Annotated in this window: 16 protein-coding genes; 5 read left to right on the plus strand and 11 right to left on the minus strand. The window is 33.1% G+C overall.

Translation table 11 applies throughout. From position 1 onward, the window contains the following. Position 1: 1 nt before the first annotated feature. From CFPG_RS03545 to CFPG_RS03565, 5 genes are all read right to left on the minus strand, one after another. Positions 2-349, minus strand: coding sequence for a P-II family nitrogen regulator (locus tag CFPG_RS03545; RefSeq protein ID WP_012573636.1), 348 nt, complete (start codon positions 347-349; stop codon positions 2-4). A 430-nt stretch (positions 350-779) separates the two neighbouring features. Next, positions 780-1,571 carry a 5'/3'-nucleotidase SurE gene (gene surE / locus CFPG_RS03550; RefSeq protein ID WP_012573637.1) on the minus strand — a complete coding sequence of 264 codons (792 nt, stop codon included), beginning with the start codon at positions 1,569-1,571 and terminating at the stop codon, positions 780-782. A 247-nt stretch (positions 1,572-1,818) separates the two neighbouring features. After that, entirely contained in the window at positions 1,819-3,795 is a 1,977-nt protein-coding gene (locus CFPG_RS03555; RefSeq protein WP_012573638.1) for a glucosamine-6-phosphate deaminase, read from the minus strand. 109 nt (positions 3,796-3,904) lie between these two features. Beyond that, entirely contained in the window at positions 3,905-4,825 is a 921-nt protein-coding gene (locus CFPG_RS03560; protein WP_012573639.1) for a carbon-nitrogen hydrolase, read from the minus strand. Then, on the minus strand, positions 4,822-5,844 hold the full coding sequence (locus CFPG_RS03565; protein ID WP_012573640.1) for an agmatine deiminase family protein: 1,023 nt from the start codon (positions 5,842-5,844) through the stop codon (positions 4,822-4,824). The genes CFPG_RS03560 and CFPG_RS03565 overlap by 4 nt, the downstream gene beginning before the upstream one ends. Positions 5,845-6,054: 210 nt before the next feature. Here CFPG_RS03565 and folD point away from each other — a divergent pair, with 210 nt between their 5' ends. Together folD and uvrA are read left to right on the plus strand one after the other, a co-directional pair. Continuing rightward, positions 6,055-6,936 carry a bifunctional methylenetetrahydrofolate dehydrogenase/methenyltetrahydrofolate cyclohydrolase FolD gene (gene folD / locus CFPG_RS03570; RefSeq protein WP_012573641.1) on the plus strand — a complete coding sequence of 294 codons (882 nt, stop codon included), beginning with the start codon at positions 6,055-6,057 and terminating at the stop codon, positions 6,934-6,936. Further along, entirely contained in the window at positions 6,933-9,764 is a 2,832-nt protein-coding gene (gene uvrA, locus CFPG_RS03575) for an excinuclease ABC subunit UvrA (RefSeq protein WP_012573642.1), read from the plus strand. Before folD ends, uvrA begins: the two co-directional genes overlap by 4 nt. 112 nt (positions 9,765-9,876) lie before the next feature. On the opposite strand, the gene hflX is transcribed toward uvrA, so the two are convergent. Next, positions 9,877-11,103 (minus strand): GTPase HflX, encoded by a 1,227-nt coding sequence (hflX, locus tag CFPG_RS03580; RefSeq protein WP_012573643.1) that lies wholly within the window; start codon positions 11,101-11,103, stop codon positions 9,877-9,879. A 125-nt stretch (positions 11,104-11,228) separates the two neighbouring features. Between hflX and CFPG_RS03585 the strand changes: the two genes are divergently transcribed. Both CFPG_RS03585 and CFPG_RS03590 read left to right on the plus strand, forming a co-directional pair. Further along, positions 11,229-12,845, plus strand: a complete 1,617-nt coding sequence (locus CFPG_RS03585) for an amino acid permease (RefSeq protein WP_012573644.1) — start codon at positions 11,229-11,231, stop codon at positions 12,843-12,845. Positions 12,846-12,904: 59 nt separating this feature from the next. After that, entirely contained in the window at positions 12,905-13,366 is a 462-nt protein-coding gene (locus tag CFPG_RS03590; protein ID WP_012573645.1) for a methylated-DNA--[protein]-cysteine S-methyltransferase, read from the plus strand. Between the two features lie 36 nt (positions 13,367-13,402). Here the strand turns inward: CFPG_RS03590 and CFPG_RS03595 are convergent, their stop codons facing one another. The 5 genes from CFPG_RS03595 to recF form a co-directional block, all read right to left on the minus strand. Further along, on the minus strand, positions 13,403-16,006 hold the full coding sequence (locus tag CFPG_RS03595) for an adenosylcobalamin-dependent ribonucleoside-diphosphate reductase (RefSeq protein WP_012573646.1): 2,604 nt from the start codon (positions 16,004-16,006) through the stop codon (positions 13,403-13,405). Next, positions 15,996-17,357, minus strand: coding sequence for a glucose-6-phosphate isomerase (locus CFPG_RS03600; RefSeq protein WP_012573647.1), 1,362 nt, complete (start codon positions 17,355-17,357; stop codon positions 15,996-15,998). The genes CFPG_RS03595 and CFPG_RS03600 overlap by 11 nt, the downstream gene beginning before the upstream one ends. Positions 17,358-17,373: 16 nt before the next feature. After that, positions 17,374-18,369: an NAD(P)H-dependent glycerol-3-phosphate dehydrogenase gene (locus CFPG_RS03605; protein ID WP_012573648.1), complete on the minus strand. Its 996-nt coding sequence runs from the start codon at positions 18,367-18,369 to the stop codon at positions 17,374-17,376. Positions 18,370-18,385: 16 nt separating this feature from the next. Beyond that, positions 18,386-19,897, minus strand: coding sequence for a lysine--tRNA ligase (lysS, locus tag CFPG_RS03610; RefSeq protein WP_265348062.1), 1,512 nt, complete (start codon positions 19,895-19,897; stop codon positions 18,386-18,388). Positions 19,898-19,972: 75 nt separating this feature from the next. Next, positions 19,973-21,073 (minus strand): DNA replication/repair protein RecF, encoded by a 1,101-nt coding sequence (recF, locus tag CFPG_RS03615; RefSeq protein ID WP_012573650.1) that lies wholly within the window; start codon positions 21,071-21,073, stop codon positions 19,973-19,975. 184 nt (positions 21,074-21,257) lie between these two features. Here recF and ligA point away from each other — a divergent pair, with 184 nt between their 5' ends. Continuing rightward, positions 21,258-23,249: an NAD-dependent DNA ligase LigA gene (gene ligA / locus CFPG_RS03620; protein WP_012573651.1), complete on the plus strand. Its 1,992-nt coding sequence runs from the start codon at positions 21,258-21,260 to the stop codon at positions 23,247-23,249. Positions 23,250-23,360 lie beyond the last annotated feature (111 nt).

Raw genomic sequence — 23,360 nt, forward strand, 5'->3', positions numbered from 1 at the left:
GTTATTTGTTAGTATATAAAGTTTCGTCTCCCTGTTCGCCAGTACGAATACTATATGCATTATCTATAGTCGAAACGAAGATACGCCCATCACCCACCTCACCTGTATGAGCAGATTTTTCAATTGCTTTGATAGCTTTTTCTACGTTTATATCACGAACAACAAGATTGATTTGAATCCGTTCAATAGAACTTGTATCATAAACAACTCCCCGATAAATTCTCTCTTGACGGGCTTTCCCTACACCCCTCACGTCTGAATAAGAAAACCACTCGATGTCAGCTTCTAACAAAGCTTCTTTTACCTCATCGAATCTTGTCTTACGAATAATTGCCTCAATCTTCTTCATACATTTTAACAATTTTTAAATTAGCCTGAAATTTTAAGCAGAAATAGTCTCCATTAAACATATTAAACATATTAAAATATATTAAATATATTAAATATATTTAATATATTATTAAATACATATCAAACCCCTATATCAACCCTATAATTAACAACCACCTTTATGAATACCCTCGGCGGGGGTAAATCATTTCGTCCCCAAAAGCAAGAATAAGATAAGTAAAGGACTCTAACTTTAACTTTCTAAATATTATAAAAAGAATGGAAACTTACCTTTTAGAACTTGAAAAATTGAAGAAAATACTGCAAATCTATGCGGCAATTTAAATAGCTCACAATTTATTTAACTATATGATGGAAGTTAAGTAATTTTCTTACTCCTTAAGATATGAAACACAAATCTATGTAGAGATAATAGATAAAACATATTCCTAAAGATTTGACTCAGTACAAAACTCCCATTTTTTTTTCCATAATTCATAGAAATAATGTGCTGTCATATCTACCTGCAAAGGAACTAGTGCAGCATATCCCTTTGACAATGCCCATTCATCACAACAAGTATTTTCTGGTTCTTCATTGGCAAATTCACCACCCAACCAGTAAATAACTCTATCGTAGGGATCTTTTAATTTTTCAATCTTTTCTTGCCAATTCCCCTTAGTTTGTGTACAAATTTTCAATCCCTTTACATCAGAAATACTGGGAACATTCAAATTCAAACAAATACCTTTAGGTAATCCTTCCAACAATACCTTTTCAGCCACTAGTTTTCCATATTTTACTGCTTGTGAAAAATCTGCATTAGGCGAATGGTCTGTTAATGATACTCCCATAGAAGGAATACCTATAATACATCCTTCTAATGTAGCACCAATAGTACCAGAGTAAATAACACACACAGCCGCATTAGAGCCATGATTAATTCCTGCAACTAATAAATCAGGCTTTCTACTCACAATAGAATTGACTCCCAATTTGACACAATCTACAGGCGTCCCTGAACAACTATATATTGTTAAATCTTCTTCTTTTCGTAACAAATCTATACGAACTGGATTTAGAGAAGTAATAGCTCCCGACATCCCTGATCGAGCTCCTTCAGGAGCAACAACTACAATTTCGCCTATTTTGCGAAAACCTTTTATTAGCTCATTCAATCCTTTTGCATAGATTCCATCATCATTAGTAATAAATACAAGCGGTCTTTTATTTTTTGACATAAATACTAAAAATCATATTTTCATTTGAGGTAACAAAGATAAATGAAATAAAACACATACTTCCATCTTCTTTCTCTTTTTGGCTATCCTTGTTTATTTTAAACTTGTAAAGTTATTTAAAGAGGAATTAATAATCTATAAATCGGACCACTAGGGGTAGTTAAAAAACTCACTAATTCAGATCAACTTACAAGTTATAAGTTTTATCAGGGATTTTAGATAAAAATATTACACAATACATAAAACTTTATCGTAATAACTTGTATTCTACAAAAGCCTCTATCGCTTCATAGTTTGCTAGACCTAATTGTCTATACAGCTCGGCAGTAGCCCTATTACGATCTTCGCTACGCTGCCAAAATAAACGTTCGTCGTTACCAAGAAATGGAGCACTTTCCATCTGAGACTGATGTCGAAGGATAGCATTTCTCTTGGTACGTAATTCTTCTGGTGAAAGAGGAACTGCCATTTCTATATCTTCTATTCTCCATTCCTGCCAAGCTCCACGATACATCCAAATTCGACAATTGTTGTTTAACCACTTTTCGCCTTTTAATTCATCAACGGCTGCCAGTACTATGTCTAAGCACATCTTATGTGTTCCATGAGGATCTGCAAGATCTCCGGCAACAAATATTCGGTCAGGTTGTAATTCACGCAAATAATCTATAATTATTCCTATATCTTTTTCTGAAAGAGGATTTTTTCTTATTTCCCCCGTTTCGTAAAACGGTAAATCTAAAAAACGAACCTTATTGGCACTTAATCCTAAATATCGGCAAGCTGCAATAGCTTCTTGACGACGAATACGTGCTTTTACAAAAAGGATATCTAGTATATCTACTCCATCTATTTCTTCTCCATGTAAAAGAAAACGAAGAATCTTATCATACTTCACCTTCAATATTGCATTAGTAGAATCATATCGTTGGCGTATATTTTCGAATAAAGAAATGTACCGTATTACATCTTCATCATTCACGGCAATGTTACCTGATGTTTCATAAACTACATATACATCATGATTTTGTTCAATCAATCGACGAAAAGTTCCACCCATAGAAATAATGTCATCATCAGGATGAGGACTAAAGATCGCTATTTTTTTAGGGTAAGGGAACGCCTTCTCAGGACGATTTGTATCATCAGTATTGGGTTTTCCACCTGGCCACCCGGTAATTGTATGTTGCAAATCATTAAAGACACGAATATTTACATTATAAGCTGAATTATAAATCGAAAGTAATTCTTCCAAGTGATTATCTTGATAGTCTTTATTGGTGAGTTTTAAAATAGGTTTATCTATTTTTTGACACAAATGCACAATAGCACGCCGAATTAACTTATCATTCCATTCACAATGAGTAACTAACCATGGTCGACTAATTCGAGTCAATTGATGTGCAGCTCTTCTATCTATATGAAGACAAATATTCAAATGATTGCAAAGGTGGGAAGCAATAGTATCAGGCTCGTTACCTTCAACAACATCATAAACACTACTAGCCTTTTCTCCTCCAAAGGCAATCATTACTATCCGTTTTGCTTGCATAATAGTAGATAAACCCATAGTAATAGCGCCTATTGGTACATTATTAATAGCACCAAAAATACTATCGGAAGCTTCTTTCTTTGATGGCATATCAAGCATAACTAGACGAGTAGAAGAATTGATACCTGAGCGCAGCATATTAATACCAATATTACCACTTTCACTCAATCCCAACAACATAAAATCTATACCTCCAACTCTTGCAATGATTTCTTCATATTGAAGACAATGACTTAGAATAACTTCCTTGTTTATTCTTCCATTAAGAGTATATATTTGTCGTGATGGGATATTAATGTGATCTATTAAAGTACTTTTCAAAAAACTAAAACTACTATTGGAATGTGGTTGCAAAGGGTAGTATTCATAAAGATTAAAGAGTATGACATTTTGGAAACTCAATCCTTCTTCCCGATGCACACGAATTAATTCTTGATAGATTGTTTGTAGAGAATTTCCGCTTTGTACAGCTATTGCTATCGGTTCGTTTATTGTTTGCCTTTCCCGTATCGCTTTGGCTATTTCTGTACATATTTGTGAAGAGGCTTCTTTTTCTGATTCATAAATTTTAACTGGCAACTTTTCCTGACGAGTTTCAAATTCGTTCTGTAATTGATAATATCGACTCGGAATATGTTCTAATATAATTTTTGAACTCAAATCTAATTTCATAGCACTATTCTTATTTTAAGAATTTTTAAGAATACCAATTCGTTTTATAATATTAATCGATAAAATATCAATAAAATATCAATAGAATATCAAGTAATATAATAAAATATTAATCAATAAACCGTCGAGTTAAATTCTCGTAAGCATCTATGCGACGATCCCTTAAAAAAGGCCATACGCGACGTATTTCTTCTTGTCTATGAAAATTTATATCAACAATTAGGTTTTCTTCTTGCATATCTGAAGCTTGAGCTATTATTTCACCTTGTCCTCCACAAACAAAACTGTTCCCCCAAAATAGAATTCCGTTTGTTTGTCCAGAAGAATCATATTCGTGTCCAACACGATTGACAGTCACGGAAGGTAGTCCATTATGAATAGCATGTGCTTGCTGTGAAATTATCCATGCATTTTTTTGTTTTCTTTTTTCTTCATCTGTGTCAGAACTTTCGTATCCAATAGCTGTAGGGTAAATTAAAATATCTGCTCCAGATAGTGCCATTAAACGAGCAGCTTCTGGATACCATTGATCCCAACATATTAGTATACCAAGCCTTCCAAGAGATGTTTGTATAGGTTGAAAACCCAAATCACCTGGAGCGAAATAAAATTTCTCGTAATAAGCAGGATCATCAGGAATATGCATTTTACGATATCTCCCTACAATATTTCCATCCCTTTCTATAACTACAGCTGTGTTATGATAAAGGCCTAATGTCCTTCTTTCAAACAAAGATAAAATCAAAATAATTCCAAGCTCTTGAGCCAATTTGCCGAATAATCTTGTAGAATATCCAGGTATACTTTCACTTATATCAAAAGCCTTTATATTTTCTGTTTGACAAAAATATAAACTATTGTGCAACTCGGGCAGCACAATCAATTGAGCTTCTCGAGCAGCACACCAGCGAATATTAGTAATTAATTTATGTATATTCGATTGAATATCAGAAGTGTTAGACTGCTGTACTAATCCTAATTTTATTAGTTGTGTCTGTATTGAAGTGTTATGGAACAAATTTTGTCTCATAAAAGGAATCCTTTAGGTATTTGCATTGTTACACAATGTAAGCTTCCACGTTGTTTAATTAACGGCAAACAATTTATTCCAATAATTTTTTTGTCTAAAAAAGCCTTCTGCAAAGACATTTGAGCTATTTCATCCAAATAAGAATCATAAGTTGGTATTAAGACAGCATCATTGATTATTAAAAAATTGGCATAAGTAGCAGGTAAACGTTTCCCCTGATAATAAATAGCTTCTGCCATCGGAAGTGGAACTAATTGATATGGATTCCCTTCCAAAGTTTGGAAGGTACTTAATTCTTTTTCCATTAAGGAAAGTTCCTCAAAATGCTCATCGTTTTTATTCGTACATTGCACAAAAGCAATAGTTTTTCTACTACAAAATCTTACTAAAGTGTCTATGTGAGCGTCCGTATCATCTCCAAAGAGGTAACCGTTATTTAACCACAGTACTCTTTTAACTCCAAATATTTTTTTGAATACATTTTCCAAATCAAATTGAGTCATGGATTCATTTCTATTTAGAGACAAAAGACAACGAGCAGTAGTCAAAAGAGTCCCATTCCCATCACTTTCAATACTTCCACCTTCTAAAACTATATCTATTTTTTTATAACCTACTGCTGGAGCAAAAATTTTACTTGCATATAAATGATGAGTTATCTGATTATCATAGTTCGCAGGGAATTTTAATCCCCAACCATTAAAATTAAAATCCAGAATGCACGGTTTATTTCCAATAAAGATCGACAACGGACCATGATCACGAACCCAACTATCATTGGAAGGAAGTTCACAAAAAATAATTTTAGAATAATCTATATCTCCTAATGCATCCCGTACTTCGTCAATTGAAACACAAATAACAACTAATTTCTCTTTCAGGATAATTTCTTTAGCAATGGATACAAAACAAGATTTAACTTCATTCAAAATGGGCTTCCAATCAGTATTCACATGAGGAAACGTAAGCATAACTCCATCTTGTAGTCCCCATTCCGCTGGTAGTGTTATTGACTGCATCTTTTACTACTATTCCTCAATTCTTGCTTCAATATTTATGTATGTATAACTATTTCTAAATAAAATAGCTTAAATAGTTTAAGCATTCTAATTATATATATTTTCTGTAAATGAATCAGCTGCACCTTCCCAAATACTGTATTCAAATATTATTTGTAAAAATATAAAATTTCTTAATTTTATTATTATAACATAACACAGTTTCTTACTATGACACTTATGGATGGACGTGCTATTGCAGCACAAATCAAATTGGAAATAACTAAAGAAGTACAGCAAATTGTAATAAATGGTGAGAAAAAACCTCATTTAGCAGCAATATTAGTAGGACATGACTGTAGTAGTGAAACCTATGTAGCTAACAAAGTTAAAACTTGCGAAGAATTGGGGTTTCAATCTACGCTTATTCGTTATGAAAGTGATTTAATTGAAAATAAATTATTGGCAACGGTTGAGAAACTAAACCAAGATTCTAATATAGATGGTTTTATTATTCAATTACCATTGCCTAAACATATATCCGAACAAAAAGTAATAGAAGCTATAGACTACAAAAAAGATGTAGACGGTTTTCATCCTGTTAATGCAGGACGGATGGCTATTGGGCTTCCTTGTTTTGTACCGGCAACTCCAGCAGGTATTCTCGAATTATTAAAAAGATATAAAATAACAACAGCAGGTAAGCATTGCGTAGTATTGGGAAGAAGTAATATTGTAGGAAAACCGATTGCAAATTTGCTGATGCGAAAAGCTTATCCAGGGGATTGTACAGTAACGGTCTGTCATAGTCGTACGAAAAATATTTTAAAGCACTGTTTGGAAGCTGATATTATCATTGCCGCAATGGGTGTGCCAGAATTTTTAAAAGGAAATATGGTCAAAGACGGAGTTGTCGTGATTGATGTTGGTACTACCCGTGTTCTTTCAACAGAAACTGATTCTGGTTTTAAACTAAGAGGAGATGTGCGTTTCAAAGAAGTTGCTCCAAAATGTTCTTATATTTCCCCTGTCCCTGGTGGAGTAGGTCCAATGACTATTATATCTTTAATGCGAAATACGCTCCTTGCAAGAAAGAAAGTTATTTATTCATGACGAAAGATAAAAATACTGCATGTATTGATATACAAGGTGCTCGTGTACATAATCTAAAAAATATAAACGTGACTATTCCTCGTAATAGTTTTACGGTCATTACTGGTTTAAGTGGTAGCGGTAAATCTTCATTAGCTTTTGACACTCTTTTTGTAGAGGGACAACGACGATACATAGATACTTTTTCCGTCTATGCTCGCTCCTTCCTGCATAATGTGGAACGTCCTGATGTAGATCGAATTACGGGTTTAAGTCCAGTAATTTCCATTGAACAAAAAACTACTAACCGTAGTCCACGTTCTACAGTTGGAACGATGACAGAAATTTATGATTACCTGCGCTTACTTTTTGCTCGTGTTGGTGAAGCTTATTCTTACATAAGTGGCGAAAAAATGGTTAAATACACAGAAGAACATATTTTAGAATTGATTATAAGCCGTTATAACGGAAAAAAAGTTTACTTATTGTCTCCTATTGTAAAGAATAGAAAAGGACATTATAGAGAACTGTTCGAACAATTTGCTAAAAGGGGATTTTTGAATGTTCGCATTGATGGCAAACTAAAAGAAATTATCCCAGCGTTAAGGCTTGATCGTTATAAATACCATTCTGTAGAAGTGGTTATAGACAAACTGCTAATTACTGATAAGGATAAAAAACGAATCAAAAAGAGTGTATATACAGCAATGAATTATAGTGATGGATTATTAATGGTATTGGAATTAGAATCTGGAAATGTCAGTTATTTTAGCCGTCATTTGATGTGTCCTTCTACAGGATTGTCATATAACGACCCTGCTCCTCACAATTTCTCCTTCAATTCCCCTCATGGGGCATGTTCAAAATGCAAAGGAACAGGACAAATAAATGAAATAGATAAAAATCTAATTATGCCACACCCAGAATTAAGTATTTATCAAGGAGGTATCGCACCTTTAGGGAAATACCGTGAAATATTGATTTTTAATCAATTGGAAATTACTTTAAAAAAGTATGGAATTGATTTACACACTTCTCTAAAAGATTTTTCTGAGGAAGCCATTAATGATATTATGAATGGAGTAACGGAACAAATATCTATTCATTCCGATGCGGCTTATTCCAATTCCAACCATTGCTTATCATCATTTGAAGGAATATATAAATATATCCTTATTCAAAAGGAACAAGGATCTTCCCGTTCAGCAACTCAGTGGGCAACTAAATTTATTACTACAGCAATTTGTCCAGAATGTAATGGACAACGATTAAACAAAGAAGCTCTTCATTATCGTATAAATGGGAAAAACATTGCTGATTTAACATCTCTGGAAATTCCAGAATTATTCAATTGGATCAATACTACTGAACTCTGCTTGAATAAATATCAAAAACAGATAGCAATAGAAATCTTAAAAGAAATACGAACTCGTACCCAGTTTCTTTTGAATATAGGATTAAATTATCTTACGCTTAATAGATCTTCTGCTTCATTATCGGGGGGAGAAGGTCAACGAATTAGATTAGCAACACAAATTGGTTCGCAGTTGGTAAATGTACTTTATATATTAGATGAACCAAGTATTGGTCTTCACCAGCGAGATAATATTCGTCTAATAGGAGCATTGAAGCAACTGCGAGACATCGGCAATTCGGTTATTGTAGTCGAACACGATAAGGAAATGATAATGAATGCAGATTACATTGTCGAGTTAGGTCCAAAAGCAGGAAAATTGGGTGGAGAAATTGTTTTTACAGGAACTCCTGAAGAGTTACTAAAAAAAAATACTCTAACTGCCTCTTATATTAGTGAGAAGAAAAATATTTTAATATCGAAAAAAAGGAAGGGGAATAAGAAAAATATTTTTTTGAAAGGTGCAAGTGGTAATAATCTTAAAAATGTAGATATCATTTTTCCTTTAGGTAAATTCATCTGTATAACAGGAGTATCTGGTAGTGGAAAATCCACTTTGATCAACGAAACTCTACAGCCTATAATTAGCCAAAAATTGTATAACTCACTCAAAGAACCATTACCTTACCAGTCAATAGAAGGGATAGAAAATTTAGATAAAATAGTAAATGTAGATCAATCTCCCATTGGGAGGACATTTCGCTCGAATCCAGCAACTTATATCGGCATTTTTTCTGAAATACGTAACCTTTTTACCGAACTTACCGAATCGAAAATAAAAGGTTATAAGCCAGGACACTTCTCTTTCAATATTAAAGGTGGTCGTTGCGAGGTTTGCAAAGGGAATGGATACAAAACTATTGAAATGAATTTTCTCCCTAACGTATATGTTCCCTGTGAACAATGTCAAGGGAAGAGGTATAATCAGGCAATATTAGGGATTCTATACAAAGGAAAATCTATTGCTGATGTACTAAACATGACTATTAATCAAGCAATAGAATTCTTCAAATATTTTCCATCCATAAATAATAAAATAAAAGTATTGCAGGAAGTAGGATTAGGTTATATCTGTTTAGGACAACCGTCCACTACATTATCTGGAGGTGAAAGCCAACGAATAAAATTAGCTACTGAACTATCAAAGCAAGATACAGGAAAAACGCTTTACATACTTGACGAACCTACTACGGGATTGCATTTTGAAGATATAAGAGTTTTGTTAGAGGTAATCAATCGTCTGGTAAATAGAAAAAACACTGTGATCATCATCGAACATAATATGGAGGTAATTAAATCTGCTGACTATGTAATAGATATGGGACCAGAAGGTGGGAGAGATGGTGGAGAAATCCTCTTTGCAGGAACGCCTGAACAACTAATACAATCAAAAAAGGGATATACTTCCCACTTTTTCCGAACCAGCTTTATTTAAAATAATCTCTTATACAGAATTAAAGAAATTTTGATTTGTCATCAATTGTATTCACATGAGTAAGAATAAGTATGAGAGCCAAAAATCGCGATGACTTTACTTTTTCTCTTTTTTACTTTATTTCTCGATCATAAATTTTTGTGTTTTTTCTTAAAGGCTTAAAGGAAGGGGAAATAAATTCTTTATAAGAAAAACGTTGAATATGAATTTCTTTCACTCTATCGTACAATTTTTTCTTCAATTTCTCTATATTTTGTTTCTTGCGCGCTGAAATAAATACACAATTTTCATGTAACTTGCCCCCCCACGTTTTTTTTAACTCATCTAATGGAACATTTGCCTGGTCTCTTGAGATTAAGTCATTCTTATCTCCAGTAATATGTAAAAGAGCATCTATTTTGTTAAAAACAACTATATAGGGTTTTTTTTCTTTGTTGATTTCATTCAGAGTTTGAATTACTACTTTCACTTGTTCCTCGAATGATGGATGAGAAATATCTACAATATGTATCAATAAATCGGCTTCACGTACTTCATCAAGTGTGGATTTAAATGACTCTATCAATTCAGTTGGAAGTTTACGTATGAATCCTACTGTATCGGTAAGGAGGAAAACTAAATTATTGATAGTTACTTTACGAACAGTGGTATCTATAGTAGCAAATAGTTTATTTTCGGTAAAAATATCGGATTTGCTTAATAAACTCATTAGTGTAGATTTTCCTACATTGGTATAACCTACCAAAGCTACGCGTACCATCCGTCCGCGATTGCTTCTTTGAACTACCTTTTGTTTATCAATCTTTTTCAGTTCTTTTTTTAGATGAATAATTTTATTGAGAATAATACGACGATCGGTCTCCAATTGGGTTTCACCAGGTCCACGCATTCGAAAACCACCACTTTGCCTCTCAAGGTGTGTCCATAAATGAGTTAAGCGAGGAAGCATATAATTATATTGTGCTAATTCCACCTGTTTTTTTGCATGAGCTGTTTGTGCTCGAGAAGCAAAAATATCTAAAATCAAGCTTGTCCGATCCATAATTTTAACTTTCAAGATGGTTTCTAAATTTCGTAATTGCTTAGTAGTAAGTTCATCATCAAAAATGACAATATCGATTTTATTATTTTTATTCTCTGTGAAGTCTTTGATTTCCAGCAGTTTCCCACTTCCAACAAAACTGACTGGATGAGAATAGTCCAATCGTTGTGTAAATCGCTTGACCGATTGAATCCCAGCTGTTTTGGCAAGAAATTCCAATTCATCAAGGTATTCACCCAACTTCGTTTCACTTTGTTCAGGGGTAATCAAACCAATTAATATTGCATTATTTATCATAATGAACCACTATGAATAACATGTTATTATAATTGCTGTAAGACAATATAGGAAAATATTCCTTTAATAAATAAACCGAAATTTATTTATATTTGCGAATCATTACATCAAAACTTAATTGTCCAATGAGTATTTTTAAAACAAAACCGATTTCTGTTTTGCTTTCTGAAGCAAAACAGGAAGGGGAAAATACATTAAAAAAAACATTCGGTCCTTTCAGCTTAATAGCTTTGGGATTAGGGGCTATTATTGGTGCAGGATTATTCTCCATTGTTGGGATTGCTGCAGGTAATTATGCGGGACCCTCTATTATTATTTCATTTCTAATTGCAGCAGTTGGATGTTGTTTTGCAGGGTTATGTTATGCCGAATTTGCCTCTATGTTACCTGTAGCAGGAAGTGCTTATACCTATTCTTACGCTACTTTGGGTGAATTTGGTGCATGGATAATAGGCTGGAATTTAGTATTGGAATACGCTGTAGGAGTACTTACTATTAGTATTAGTTGGAGTCGTTATTTCGTAAAATTTCTAGAACAATTATCAATACACGTTCCTAGCGAATGGACAATAGGACCATGGGAAGGAGGAATTATAAATCTACCTGCTGCTCTCATTATCGTTTTGATAAGTTTTTTATTGACAAGAGGAACAGAAAGTAGCTCGAAAATAAATAATGTTATTGTTTTTTTGAAAGTAGCTGTGGTTCTCGCTTTTATCATCTTAGGTTGGAGATTTATTAATTACGAAAATTACGTTCCCTTTATACCTAAAAACGAAGGGAAGTGGGGTGAATTTGGATTTAGTGGAATCATTCATGCAGCTGCCCTTATCTTCTTTGCTTATGTCGGTTTTGATGCAGTGAGTACTGCTGCACAAGAAACTAAGAATCCTCAACGAGATATGCCTATTGGTATCATGGGTTCTTTGATATTATGTGCCATATTGTATATCCTTTTTTCTTTTGTAATAGTAGGTGTAACTAACTATACAAAATTTCAAGGGAAAGATGGTATTGCACCAGTAAAGGTTGCTATTGATCAAATGGGAACTTTTCAATGGTTAAATTATGCTATCATACCTTCTATTCTTATTGGATTTGTATCTGTCATATTAGTAATGCTATTAGGACAGAGCCGTGTTTTTTATTCTATGAGTCGTGATGGGCTACTTCCTCAATTATTTTCAGACATACATCCCAAGTATCATACACCGTATAAAAGCAATGTTTTATGCATGATGGTCGTTAGTATTTGTGCTCTTTTTGTACCTGCACGCATAACAAGTGAACTATCAAGTATTGGGACGCTTACGATTTTTATTATTGTTTGTTTCGGTATATTAATTATGAGAAAAAAGATGCCAGATGTCCATCGTACTTTTCGTACTCCTTGGGTGCCATTCATCCCTATATTAGGCATATTTACATGCCTCTCTATGATGTTTTTTTTATCATTTGAGACATGGATACTTTTAATTCTTTGGACATTAATAGGGTATGATATATATGTTTTTTATGGTTTCAACCATAGTAGATGGGGAGCTAAAAACAAAAAAAGTTTCAATACATTGTCTGTTATAGGAGTGAGCTTTTCTATTCTTCTATTAGCACTTACTATCGCTCGTCAATATCAAATTGAGTGGAAACAGACGAAAATTGTCGTTTCATGGGTAATATCTTTATTCCATATCATAATGTATATTTCCTTCTTTTTCAAAGAAAAAGATGATTGTAAATTGTAATATAAGAATTACAGTAATTTTTTTTTTACTACAAAAACAGCAAAACACTTTAATAAAAGTTGGAAACAATATATCGTTATTTATCGCCCATTGGATGTTTGGAAATAAAAGCAGAGGAAAAAATACTTACAAGGTTGTATTTATGTAAAAAAAACGCATTATCGGACAATTTTATATCTAACCATCCAATTATTCAACAAACTTGTATTCAATTGAATGAGTATTTTGCAAAAAAACGCCAATCCTTCGAACTTCCACTTGACATAATAAAAGGAACAGTATTTCAGAAAAAGGTATGGGAAGAATTACAACTCATTCCCTATGGAAAGACAATCAGTTATTTACAACTAGCACAAGCTATTCATTGCCCAAACGCTTATAGAGCAGCAGGAACAGCAACTAGTAAAAATCCTATTATTATTATAATTCCTTGCCATAGAGTAATTAATACTAATGGGAGATTGGGTGGGTATACCTATGGGGTAAAAATTAAAAAGCAATTGTTAGATTTAGAACAGTAATTTTCTTCCAATTAGATTGGAAAGATATAAAAAATGTTATTCGCACTTGGAATAACCGCAGCTGGCACAACTTATACAACCCTCTTGATATACTAAGCTCTCTTGTCCACAATTCGAACATTTTTCTCCCTTCAATTTTGTGCCTGTTTTTATGTATTTTTTCAATGCTCTTTCCACACCACTTTTCCATGTATTGATAGATCTATCGTTAAGATGTAAACTATGTACAAGGTCTATAACTTGTTCTAATGGCATGGCATACCGTAATACACCAGAAATCAGCTTGGCATAATTCCAATATTCTGGATTAAATTTGGCAGAAAGGCCTTCTATTGTTGTTTTGCACCCATGTTTATTAGAATATTGAAAATCGTAACGTTTGTCTCCGTTTTCATCTACATTTTTGATAATAACTCCTCTCGAAACACTTTTAGGAAGAAAAATACCATTTTCTTCATCGTTAAGGCCAGTAAATATTTCGTAAGGAAAATTATTCAGTAGTCCTATGAAAGCAATCCATTTTTCTTTATTATTTTGAAATCTTACAACATCAGCTTCCAATTTACTCGGACGTTTTGCTAGAAATGAAACTCGATACAAATTGATGGCTGGTGATATAAAATCAGCTTTCTCCGATTGGTTTACGCCAGACTTCATTTCTTGCAAATTTTCTCCATATTCTTTGCCTCCATCAATTTTATGATTCTCTTTCGAAGTGGTTACTAGAACACCATTGCGAGACCCATCACGATAAACTGTACAACCTTTACACCCAGATTTCCATGCTTCAATATACAGATAATTAACTAATTCTTCTTTTGTTTCATTGGGTAAGTTAATTGTAACACTAATAGAATGATCTACCCATCTTTGTATACGACCCTGCATTTTAACTTTTTGTAACCAATCTACATCATTAGATGTAGATTTATAATAAGGTGATTTTGCAACTAAAGCATCTATTTCTCGTTGTGCATATTTTCTTGTTGTAGGATAACCTTGTACTTCCATCCACTTAACAAACTTATGATGAAACACTGTATACTCTACCCACGAGTCGCCCATTTCATCTACAAAGTCTATTTTTGTTATCTCATCACTCGGATTAACCTTACGTCTTCGTTTATAAACAGGTAGAAAAACTGGTTCAATTCCCGAAGTTGTTTGACTCATCAAAGAAGTTGTACCAGTAGGAGCAATAGTGAGACAAGCAATATTCCTGCGGCCAAATTGTTGCATATCTTCAATTAACTGAGAGTCTACTTCTTTTAAGCGATGAATAAAAGGATTATTTTTTTCTAGTTCAATATTGAATATCTCAAATGCACCACGTTCTTTGGCTACTTCTACTGAAGCTCTATAAACGGACAGAGCTAATACCTTTTGAATTCTTTCTGCAAAATTAGTTGCTTCTTCTGTTCCATAACGAAATCCCAAAGCTGCCAACATATCACCTTCAGCAGTAATACCAATCCCTATTCGCCTTCCGATTAAAGTTTTGTGACGAATCTTTTCCCATAGTAATTGTTCAGTATGTTTTATTTCATCTGATTCATAATCAGATATTATTTTCATGAGAATAGCATCTATTTTCTCTACCTCTAAATCAACAATATTGTCCATCATTCGTTGGGCCAATGCTACATGCTCCTCAAATAAATCAAAATCAAATTCAGCTTCTTTTTTAAATGGCTGTTTTACATAAGAATACAAATTAATGGCCAGTAGACGACAACTATCGTATGGACATAAGGGTATTTCACCACAAGGATTTGTTGAAACTGTTCCAAATCCACTATCAATATAACAATCAGGAATAGATTCCCTTAAAATAGTATCCCAAAACAAAACTCCAGGCTCCGCAGATTGCCAAGCATTATGAATAATCTTATTCCAAAGATCCTTAGCATCTATTTCCTTTATGATTTGAGGATTTTCAGAATCAATAGGGAATCTTTGAATAAAAGAACGATTTGATTCGACTGCTCTCATAAACTCATCTGTCAGTTTAACTGAGATATTTGCCCCTGTTACCTTTCCTTCTTCTATTTTAGCATCAATAAATGACTCTATTTCAGGATGTTCTACAGACATTGATAACATCAAAGCTCCACGCCTACCTTCTTGTGCTACCTCACGTGTGGAATTAGAATATCGTTCCATAAAAGGAACCATTCCTGTCGAAGTGATAGCTGAATTATTCACGGGACTTCCTCTAGGACGAATGTGAGATAAATCATGCCCAACACCTCCTCTACGTTTCATCAGTTGGATTTGTTCTTCATCAGTTCTCATTATCCCACCGTAAGAATCCGTCCTATTTCCGATAACAAAGCAATTAGATAGAGAGGTTAATTGATAACTATTCCCTATTCCAAACATGTTTCCACCCTGTGGGATGAGATAATTGAAATCTGAGATAACTTCAAGAATATTTTTTTCAGTAAGAATAGGATTAGGATATTTTTGTTCAATTCTTACAATTTCTCTTGCTATACGTTGGTGCATTTCATTAGGAGTACTTTCAAAGTACTCTCCCTTATTGCTTTTTAGTGCATACTTATCAACAAATACTTTAGCAGCCAATTCATCGCCGCAAAAATAATCAAGAGAACTTTTATATACTTCTTCAAAAGTCATATAATTTACTTCTAATTTCGTTCCCTGGTTTCAAATGTTCAAATCCGGGTTTATTAAGCAAAGCAAACATATTCTTTTTATATGATTCTACACCTGGCTGATCGAAAGGATTAACTTCCAATAGATAACCACTGATACCACAGGCTCTTTCAAAAAAATACAGTAGTTGCCCTAAATGATATTCATTCAATTCCGGAAGTTCTATCTTAATATTTGGGACATCTCCCTCTACATGAGCAATTTGTGTACCTAATTCTGCCATTTTATTAATATAATCCACTCGCTTACCCGATAAAAAATTCAATCCGTCCAAATCTTGACTATCCAATGGAACTTCTACTTTATATTTAGGACTAGCAATAGATATTACTGTTTCAAAAACAGTCCTTTCTGCCTCCTGAATCCATTGTCCCATAGAATGTAGATCAGTAGTAAAATCTACTACAGCCGTAAAAATACCTTTATGTTGTTTCCCTTCACTTTCACTATAGAGTTGTTTCCACCATTCAGCAACATAATGCAACTTTGGATTAAAGTTAGCAAGAATTTCTATTTTCTTACCAATTTTGTACAATTCGTTACGAGTGGATGCATAAAGTTCAGCTGGATTATTTTCAAAAGGGATATCACTTGATGTTGCTCTCTCCATATCAGTTGCACCCGCAATTAGTTGCTTAATATTTATTCCGGCTATCGCAATCGGTAATAATCCTACTGGCGTTAGGACAGAAAAACGGCCTCCTATATCATCTGGTATAATATAAGTCTTGTATTTCTCTTTGACTGCCAAATTATGTAAAGCACCTCGTGCTTTATCTGTTACAGCAACAATGTGCTTTTGAGCATTCATTTTCCCTATAGAATCTTCCAATTGTTTTTTCAAAATACGGAAAGCCAATGCTGGCTCAGTAGTAGTACCAGATTTAGAAATATTTATAATACCAAATTTTTTCCCTTCTAAATATTCAGACAATTCGTATAAATAATCTTCACTAATATTATGACCAGCATAAACAACTACTGGTCGTTCATTTTTCAAAGCACCGAATGAATTTGCAAGAGCAGTAATTACTGCTCTTGCACCTAAATAACTGCCACCAATACCAACTATTACAACAACTTCACAGTCAGTACGAAAACTATTGGCAGTTAACTGAATATCATCCATATCTTTTTCTATAACAGAAGAAGGGAAATGTAACCATCCCAGAAAATCTCTTCCTTTTCCATTTCCAACTTCCAACATTCTATTACATTCTTTAGTTTTAACTGCTTGTGCAACAACTTGCTCTTTTGTCATTGCTTTTAATGTTTTAAACATCGAGCTGCTCAATTTGATATCTAATTTCATAGCTTTATAATTTTTCTTACCCAAGTATCCTCGATAATTTTTGCACTACAGACCTCACTGGTTTTTTTTCGTACAAAACAGAGTATACTGCATCTAATATGGGCATATCCACGCGGTATGTGTTATTAATTTCTTTGATACATTTAACCCCGAAATATCCTTCTGCAACCATTCCCATTCCCATTTGGGCTGCTACAATAGAATATCCTTTGCCTATCATTATTCCAAAAAGTTGATTACGACTAAATCTCGAATAAGCCGTTACCAATAAATCGCCCAAATAAGCCGAATCATACAAATTTCTTGACATAGGACTTACAATTTTAACAAAATGTTCCAATTCCATCATTGAATTAGAAATAAGAACCGCTCGAAAATTATCACCATACTTTAAGCCCTGACAAATACCAGCTGCAATAGCATATACATTTTTTAATGTCGAAACGTACCCTATACCAGAAATGTCCTTACTAACAATTACTTTCACATAGTTTGTAGTAAATAATTTTGCCAATCTCTGCCCATACTCTTCATTGTCACATCCCACTGTGATATAAGATAATCTTTCCAAAGAGACTTCTTCAGCATGGCAAGGTCCTCCTAACATAGCAATACTATCTACCGAAACATCGTAATTTTTAATAAAAAAATCACTTACTAAAATATTTTCATCAGGGACAATACCTTTGATGGCTGATACAATAAATTTGCCTTTCAATGGCAAGTAAAGAGTTTGAAGATGCTGTTTGAGAAATGGAGAAGGAACGACAAAAAATAAAATATCACATTTTTCAACAACTTCATTAATATTACTATGAAAGGATATCCTCTCTATATCAAACTTTACATTTGGCAAATAAAACGGATTATGTTTTAATGCTTTGAATTCTTCAATCTGCTCTATACGACGCATATACCAATGAAAGTTAAGACAATTGTCAGAAATAATTTTAGAAATAGCGGTAGCCCAACTACCACCTCCTAATATTCCTATTTCACATGCATTATTCATTTGGACTATTTTATTTTTAATAATCTAATTTCTCCGGACGCATATGAGGGAAAAGAAGTACTTCTTGAATAGAAGTTTGTTTTGTTAACAACATTACTAAACGATCCATCCCAATTCCCATTCCTGAAGTTGGAGGCATTCCATATTCCAATGCACGTAAAAAGTCTTGATCTATAAACATTGCTTCATTATCTCCTTTTTTCGAAAGCTTCAATTGATCTTCAAAACGTTTACGTTGATCAATTGGATCATTCAATTCCGAATATGCATTAGCTAATTCAAATCCATTTACTATCAATTCAAAACGTTCTGTCAATTCGGCATTTTGTCGATGGCATTTACAAAGGGGAGACATCTCTTTCGGGTAGTCAATTATAAATGTTGGTTGAATATATTTCCACTCACATTTTTTACCAAATATCTCATCAATGAGTTTCCCACTACTCATTGTTTTATCTTCTTCTATATGTAGAAAACGACAAACCTCTCGCAATTGATTTTCATTCATTCCAGCAATATTAACACCCGTATTTTCTTCAATAACATCAATCATAGTAATTCTTCTATAAGGAGCTTTGAAATTGATTATATATTCTCCTATCTTCAACTCTGTGCTACCCAAAATCTCTATGCAAATATGTTCAAGCATTTGTTCGGTAAAATTCATCATCCACTTGTAGTCTTTATAAGAAACATAAACTTCTACAACTGTAAACTCCGGATTGTGTACTTTATCAATACCCTCGTTACGAAAATTACGAGAAAATTCGTAGACACCTTCAAATCCACCAACAATTAACCGTTTCAGATATAACTCATTAGCAATACGTAAATAGCAAGGGATATCTAATGCATTATGGTGGGTAACAAACGGACGAGCAGCTGCTCCACCCGGTATACTTTGCAAAACAGGGGTATCTACTTCTATGTAACCTTTTTCATTGAAAAAGCTACGTACAGAATTGAAAATTTTTGTTCTTTTCAGAAAAATATCCTTAGTACCCTCATTGACAATTAAATCTACATATCGTTGACGATAACGTAATTCAACATCATTATAAGAATCATAAGTCATTCCATCTTTAGATTTGACAATAGGTAGTGGACGCAAAGATTTAGAAAGTAACGTCAAGCTATTCACATGTATAGATATCTCACCTGTTTGTGTACAAAAAACATATCCCTTTATACCAATAAAATCGCCAATATCTAGTAATTTTTTAAATACTATATAATAAAGATCCTTATTCTCATTCGGGCAAAGACTATCGCACTTAATATAAAGTTGTATTCTGCCAACAGAATCTTGAAGCTCCACAAAAGAAACCTTACCCATAATCCGACGACTCATCATTCGCCCTGCAACAGACACCTCCCATCGTGGAGAATCCTCTCTAAAGCCCCTTTTTATTTCTGTGGAATAATCCGTTACAATGTATTCGTCGGCAGGATAGGGGTCAATTCCTCTACTTTTTAATTCTTCTAGACTTTTACGACGAAATATCTCTTGTTCACTCAAATCAATTATCTATCATTAGTTATATACCATGAAAAAAGTAAATGTAGAAATAATATTTTTAGAAATATAGGTCTCAAATTAATTTCATAAAATTTCTCTAATTGTTCCATTGCTTACATAAAAAAGTTTATAAGCATGTTGCATTTTTGTTAAAATATTATCTAGATGTTTACGGTTAGTATCAGTAATAAATATTTGTCCGAAAGTTTTTTGGGCTAACAGGCGAATAATTTTTTCTACTCGCTTAGCATCTAGTTTATCAAATAAATCATCTAGCAACAATATAGGGATAGACAGCCCCTTTTGAACCAAAAAACTAAATTGTGCCAATTTCAAAGCAATCAAATAAGTTTTATTTTGACCCTGTGAACCAATTTTACGAATTAAAAAATTATTAAGTAAAAAGTTAAAGTCATCCTTATGAATTCCTGTGCTAGTAAATCCTAATATTTTATCCCGTTCTCTTTTTTCATACAATAATTCAAATAAGGAATGATCGTCTAAATGAGACACATATTCCAAGTCTATTGTTTCATTCTTATCACTAATGGTATAATAATATTCCTTAAATAAAGGCAAAAAGTCAGTTGTAAAATTCTTTCTTTTTTGATATATAATTTCACCAGTAGTCCCCATTTGTTCTTCCCATATTTCAAACTCTTCGCCAGATAGAGAAGGAAGAGCATTCCTTAATAAAAAATTCCTTTGTTGTAAAGCTTGATTATAATAAATCAATGTTCTCAAATATTCTTTGTCGTATTGACTAATAAGCATATCAGCAAATTTTCTACGCTCATTACTTCCGAATTGGATCATATTTGTATCGTTGGGAGAGACCATCACTGTCGGAATTAATCCAATATGTTCGGAAAGTTTCTTATACTCTTTTTTATTCCGTTTGAAAATTTTTCGTTGTTTAAGCTTTATGCCACAGTAAATCTCCTCTATGTTGTCCTTATCTTTGTAAAAAGCATGAAGAACCGCAAAGTCTTTATTGTAATTAATTAATTGAGAATCTGTCAGATTAGTGTGATTTTTTGTAAAAGCGAGGTAATACAGAGCATCAAGCAAATTTGTCTTTCCCATACCATTATCTCCAAGCAAATAATTTATTTTAGGAGAAAAAGAAAGCGAGCCTTCTTCTATATTTTTGAAATTCAATATGGTTACTATTTCTATAATCACACTGTATAAGTTATATGGATAATATATGCATTATTTAGATACAAATAAAATTATGTTCTTACTACTACTACTACTACTACTACTACTACTACTACTACTTCTTCTTCTTCTTCTTCTTCTTCTTAGAAGAAGCATTCTGTATTATCTTGTGGCTTACAAGTAATTTTAGTAAAAAATCGTATATATGAATATAAAACAAAAGATAGATAATTTAAGACAAGAAATAGATAATTGGAATTATCGATATTATGTAATATATCAACCAATTGTCAGTGATTTTGAATTCGATAAAAAATTAAAAGAACTAGAAAAACTGGAAGCTCAATATCCGGAATATTACGACTATTATTCTCCTACACAACGAATAGGAAACGATATCAATAATAATTTCGCACAAATAAATCATATTTATCCAATGCTTTCTCTTTCTAATACTTATTCATGGGAGGGAATAAATGACTTTTATAATAGAATAAAAAAAATACTTAATGAAAATTTTGTAATTGCTTGCGAATTAAAGTACGATGGAGTTTCTATTTCTTTGATTTATGAAAGTGGTTTATTGTTACGTGCTGTTACACGAGGAGATGGAACTACCGGAGATGATGTTACAACAAATATTCGTACAGTTAAAAGTATTCCTTTAAAATTATATGGGAATAATTATCCTAGGTTCTTTGAAATACGAGGTGAAATAGTTTTTCCTTGGGCCGCTTTCAACAAAATAAATAAAGAAAGAATAGAAAACAGTGAACCCCCATTTGCTAATCCTCGGAATGCTGCTGCAGGGACATTGAAAACACTCAATCCGCAAGTCGTTTCACAGCGTAATTTAGATGCTTATTTATACCAACTTTTAGGTGATAATCTTTCTAGCGATAGTCATTATGAAAATCTACAACTTGCCCAAGGTTGGGGATTTAAAGTTTCAAATATTATCAAATGTTGTAAAACGATAGATGAAATTGAAAATTTCATCAACTATTGGGGTAAATGGAAAAAAAGTCTGCCTTTTGCAGTGGACGGTGTTGTATTAAAAGTGGATTCTATTCGTCAACAATCACTTTTGGGACGAATAGCTAAATCACCGCGCTGGGCCATTGCTTACAAATTTCAATCAGAAACTGTCAAAACAACCTTACATTCTGTAGATTTTCAAGTAGGAAGAACTGGAATTATTACACCTATTGCTAATTTAGAACCAGTATTACTATCTGGCACAATAGTTAAACGGGCCTCGTTACACAACGAAGATATCATTAATGCCCTTGATTTACACATTGGCGACCAATGCTACGTAGAAAAAGGGGGAGAGATTATCCCTAAAATTACCGGTATAAACAAAGAAGCACGATTGACATTTGGAAACAAAGCAGTGAATTTCCCTAAAAATTGCCCAGCTTGCAATACGCCTTTAATACGTTTTCAAAATGAAACAGCTTACTATTGTCCAAACTATACTCAATGCAAACCCCAAATAAAAGGGATGATAACTCATTTTGCAAGCAGAAAGGCTATGAACATTAATGTAGGGGAAGAAACGATTGAAACATTTTACAGAGCAGGATTAGTTCGTGATATTGCCGATCTTTACGAAATAAAAATAGATGATATTCTTCAATTAAAGCGATGGGCAGAAAAAAGTGCAATCAATTTCGTAGAGAGTGTACAACAATCTAAACAAGTTCCTTACGAACGTGTTTTATACGGACTAGGAATCCATTTCGTAGGTGAAGTCGTAGCTAAGAGATTAGCTAAAGCATTCCCTACAATAGAACAACTATCAATAGCGAATAATGAACAACTAACGACAATAGATGGAATCGGTAACCAAATAGCTCAAAGTGTTATTCAATATTTTAGTAATGAAAACAACCTTCAATTAATTAGACGCTTAAAATTATATGGATTACAGCTATTTACGATTCAAAAGATATTTATCGATAACAAATTAGCAGGTAAAACATTTATCATCAGCGGAATATTTCGTAAATATTCTCGCGACAAGTATAAAGAATTGATAGAAAACAACGGAGGGAAAAATGTCTCTTCTCTTTCGGCAAAAACCGATTTTATTCTTTCTGGTGTTAATATGGGACCTGTCAAATTAATAAAAGCTCAACGGTTCGGAATAAAAATAATTTCAGAAGATGAATTCCTCAAAATGATAGAATAGCAAATTAATAACTCAAATTAAATGTTTCCACAAGTATAATTAAGACAGGATTTTTTTTAGTTAGAAACTCGAACTTTTCTTTATCGGTAAAGAGTTGTTGTTGAGGATATA

The organism is Candidatus Azobacteroides pseudotrichonymphae genomovar. CFP2 (genome assembly GCF_000010645.1).
Classification (GTDB): Bacteria; Bacteroidota; Bacteroidia; order Bacteroidales; family Azobacteroidaceae; genus Azobacteroides; species Azobacteroides pseudotrichonymphae.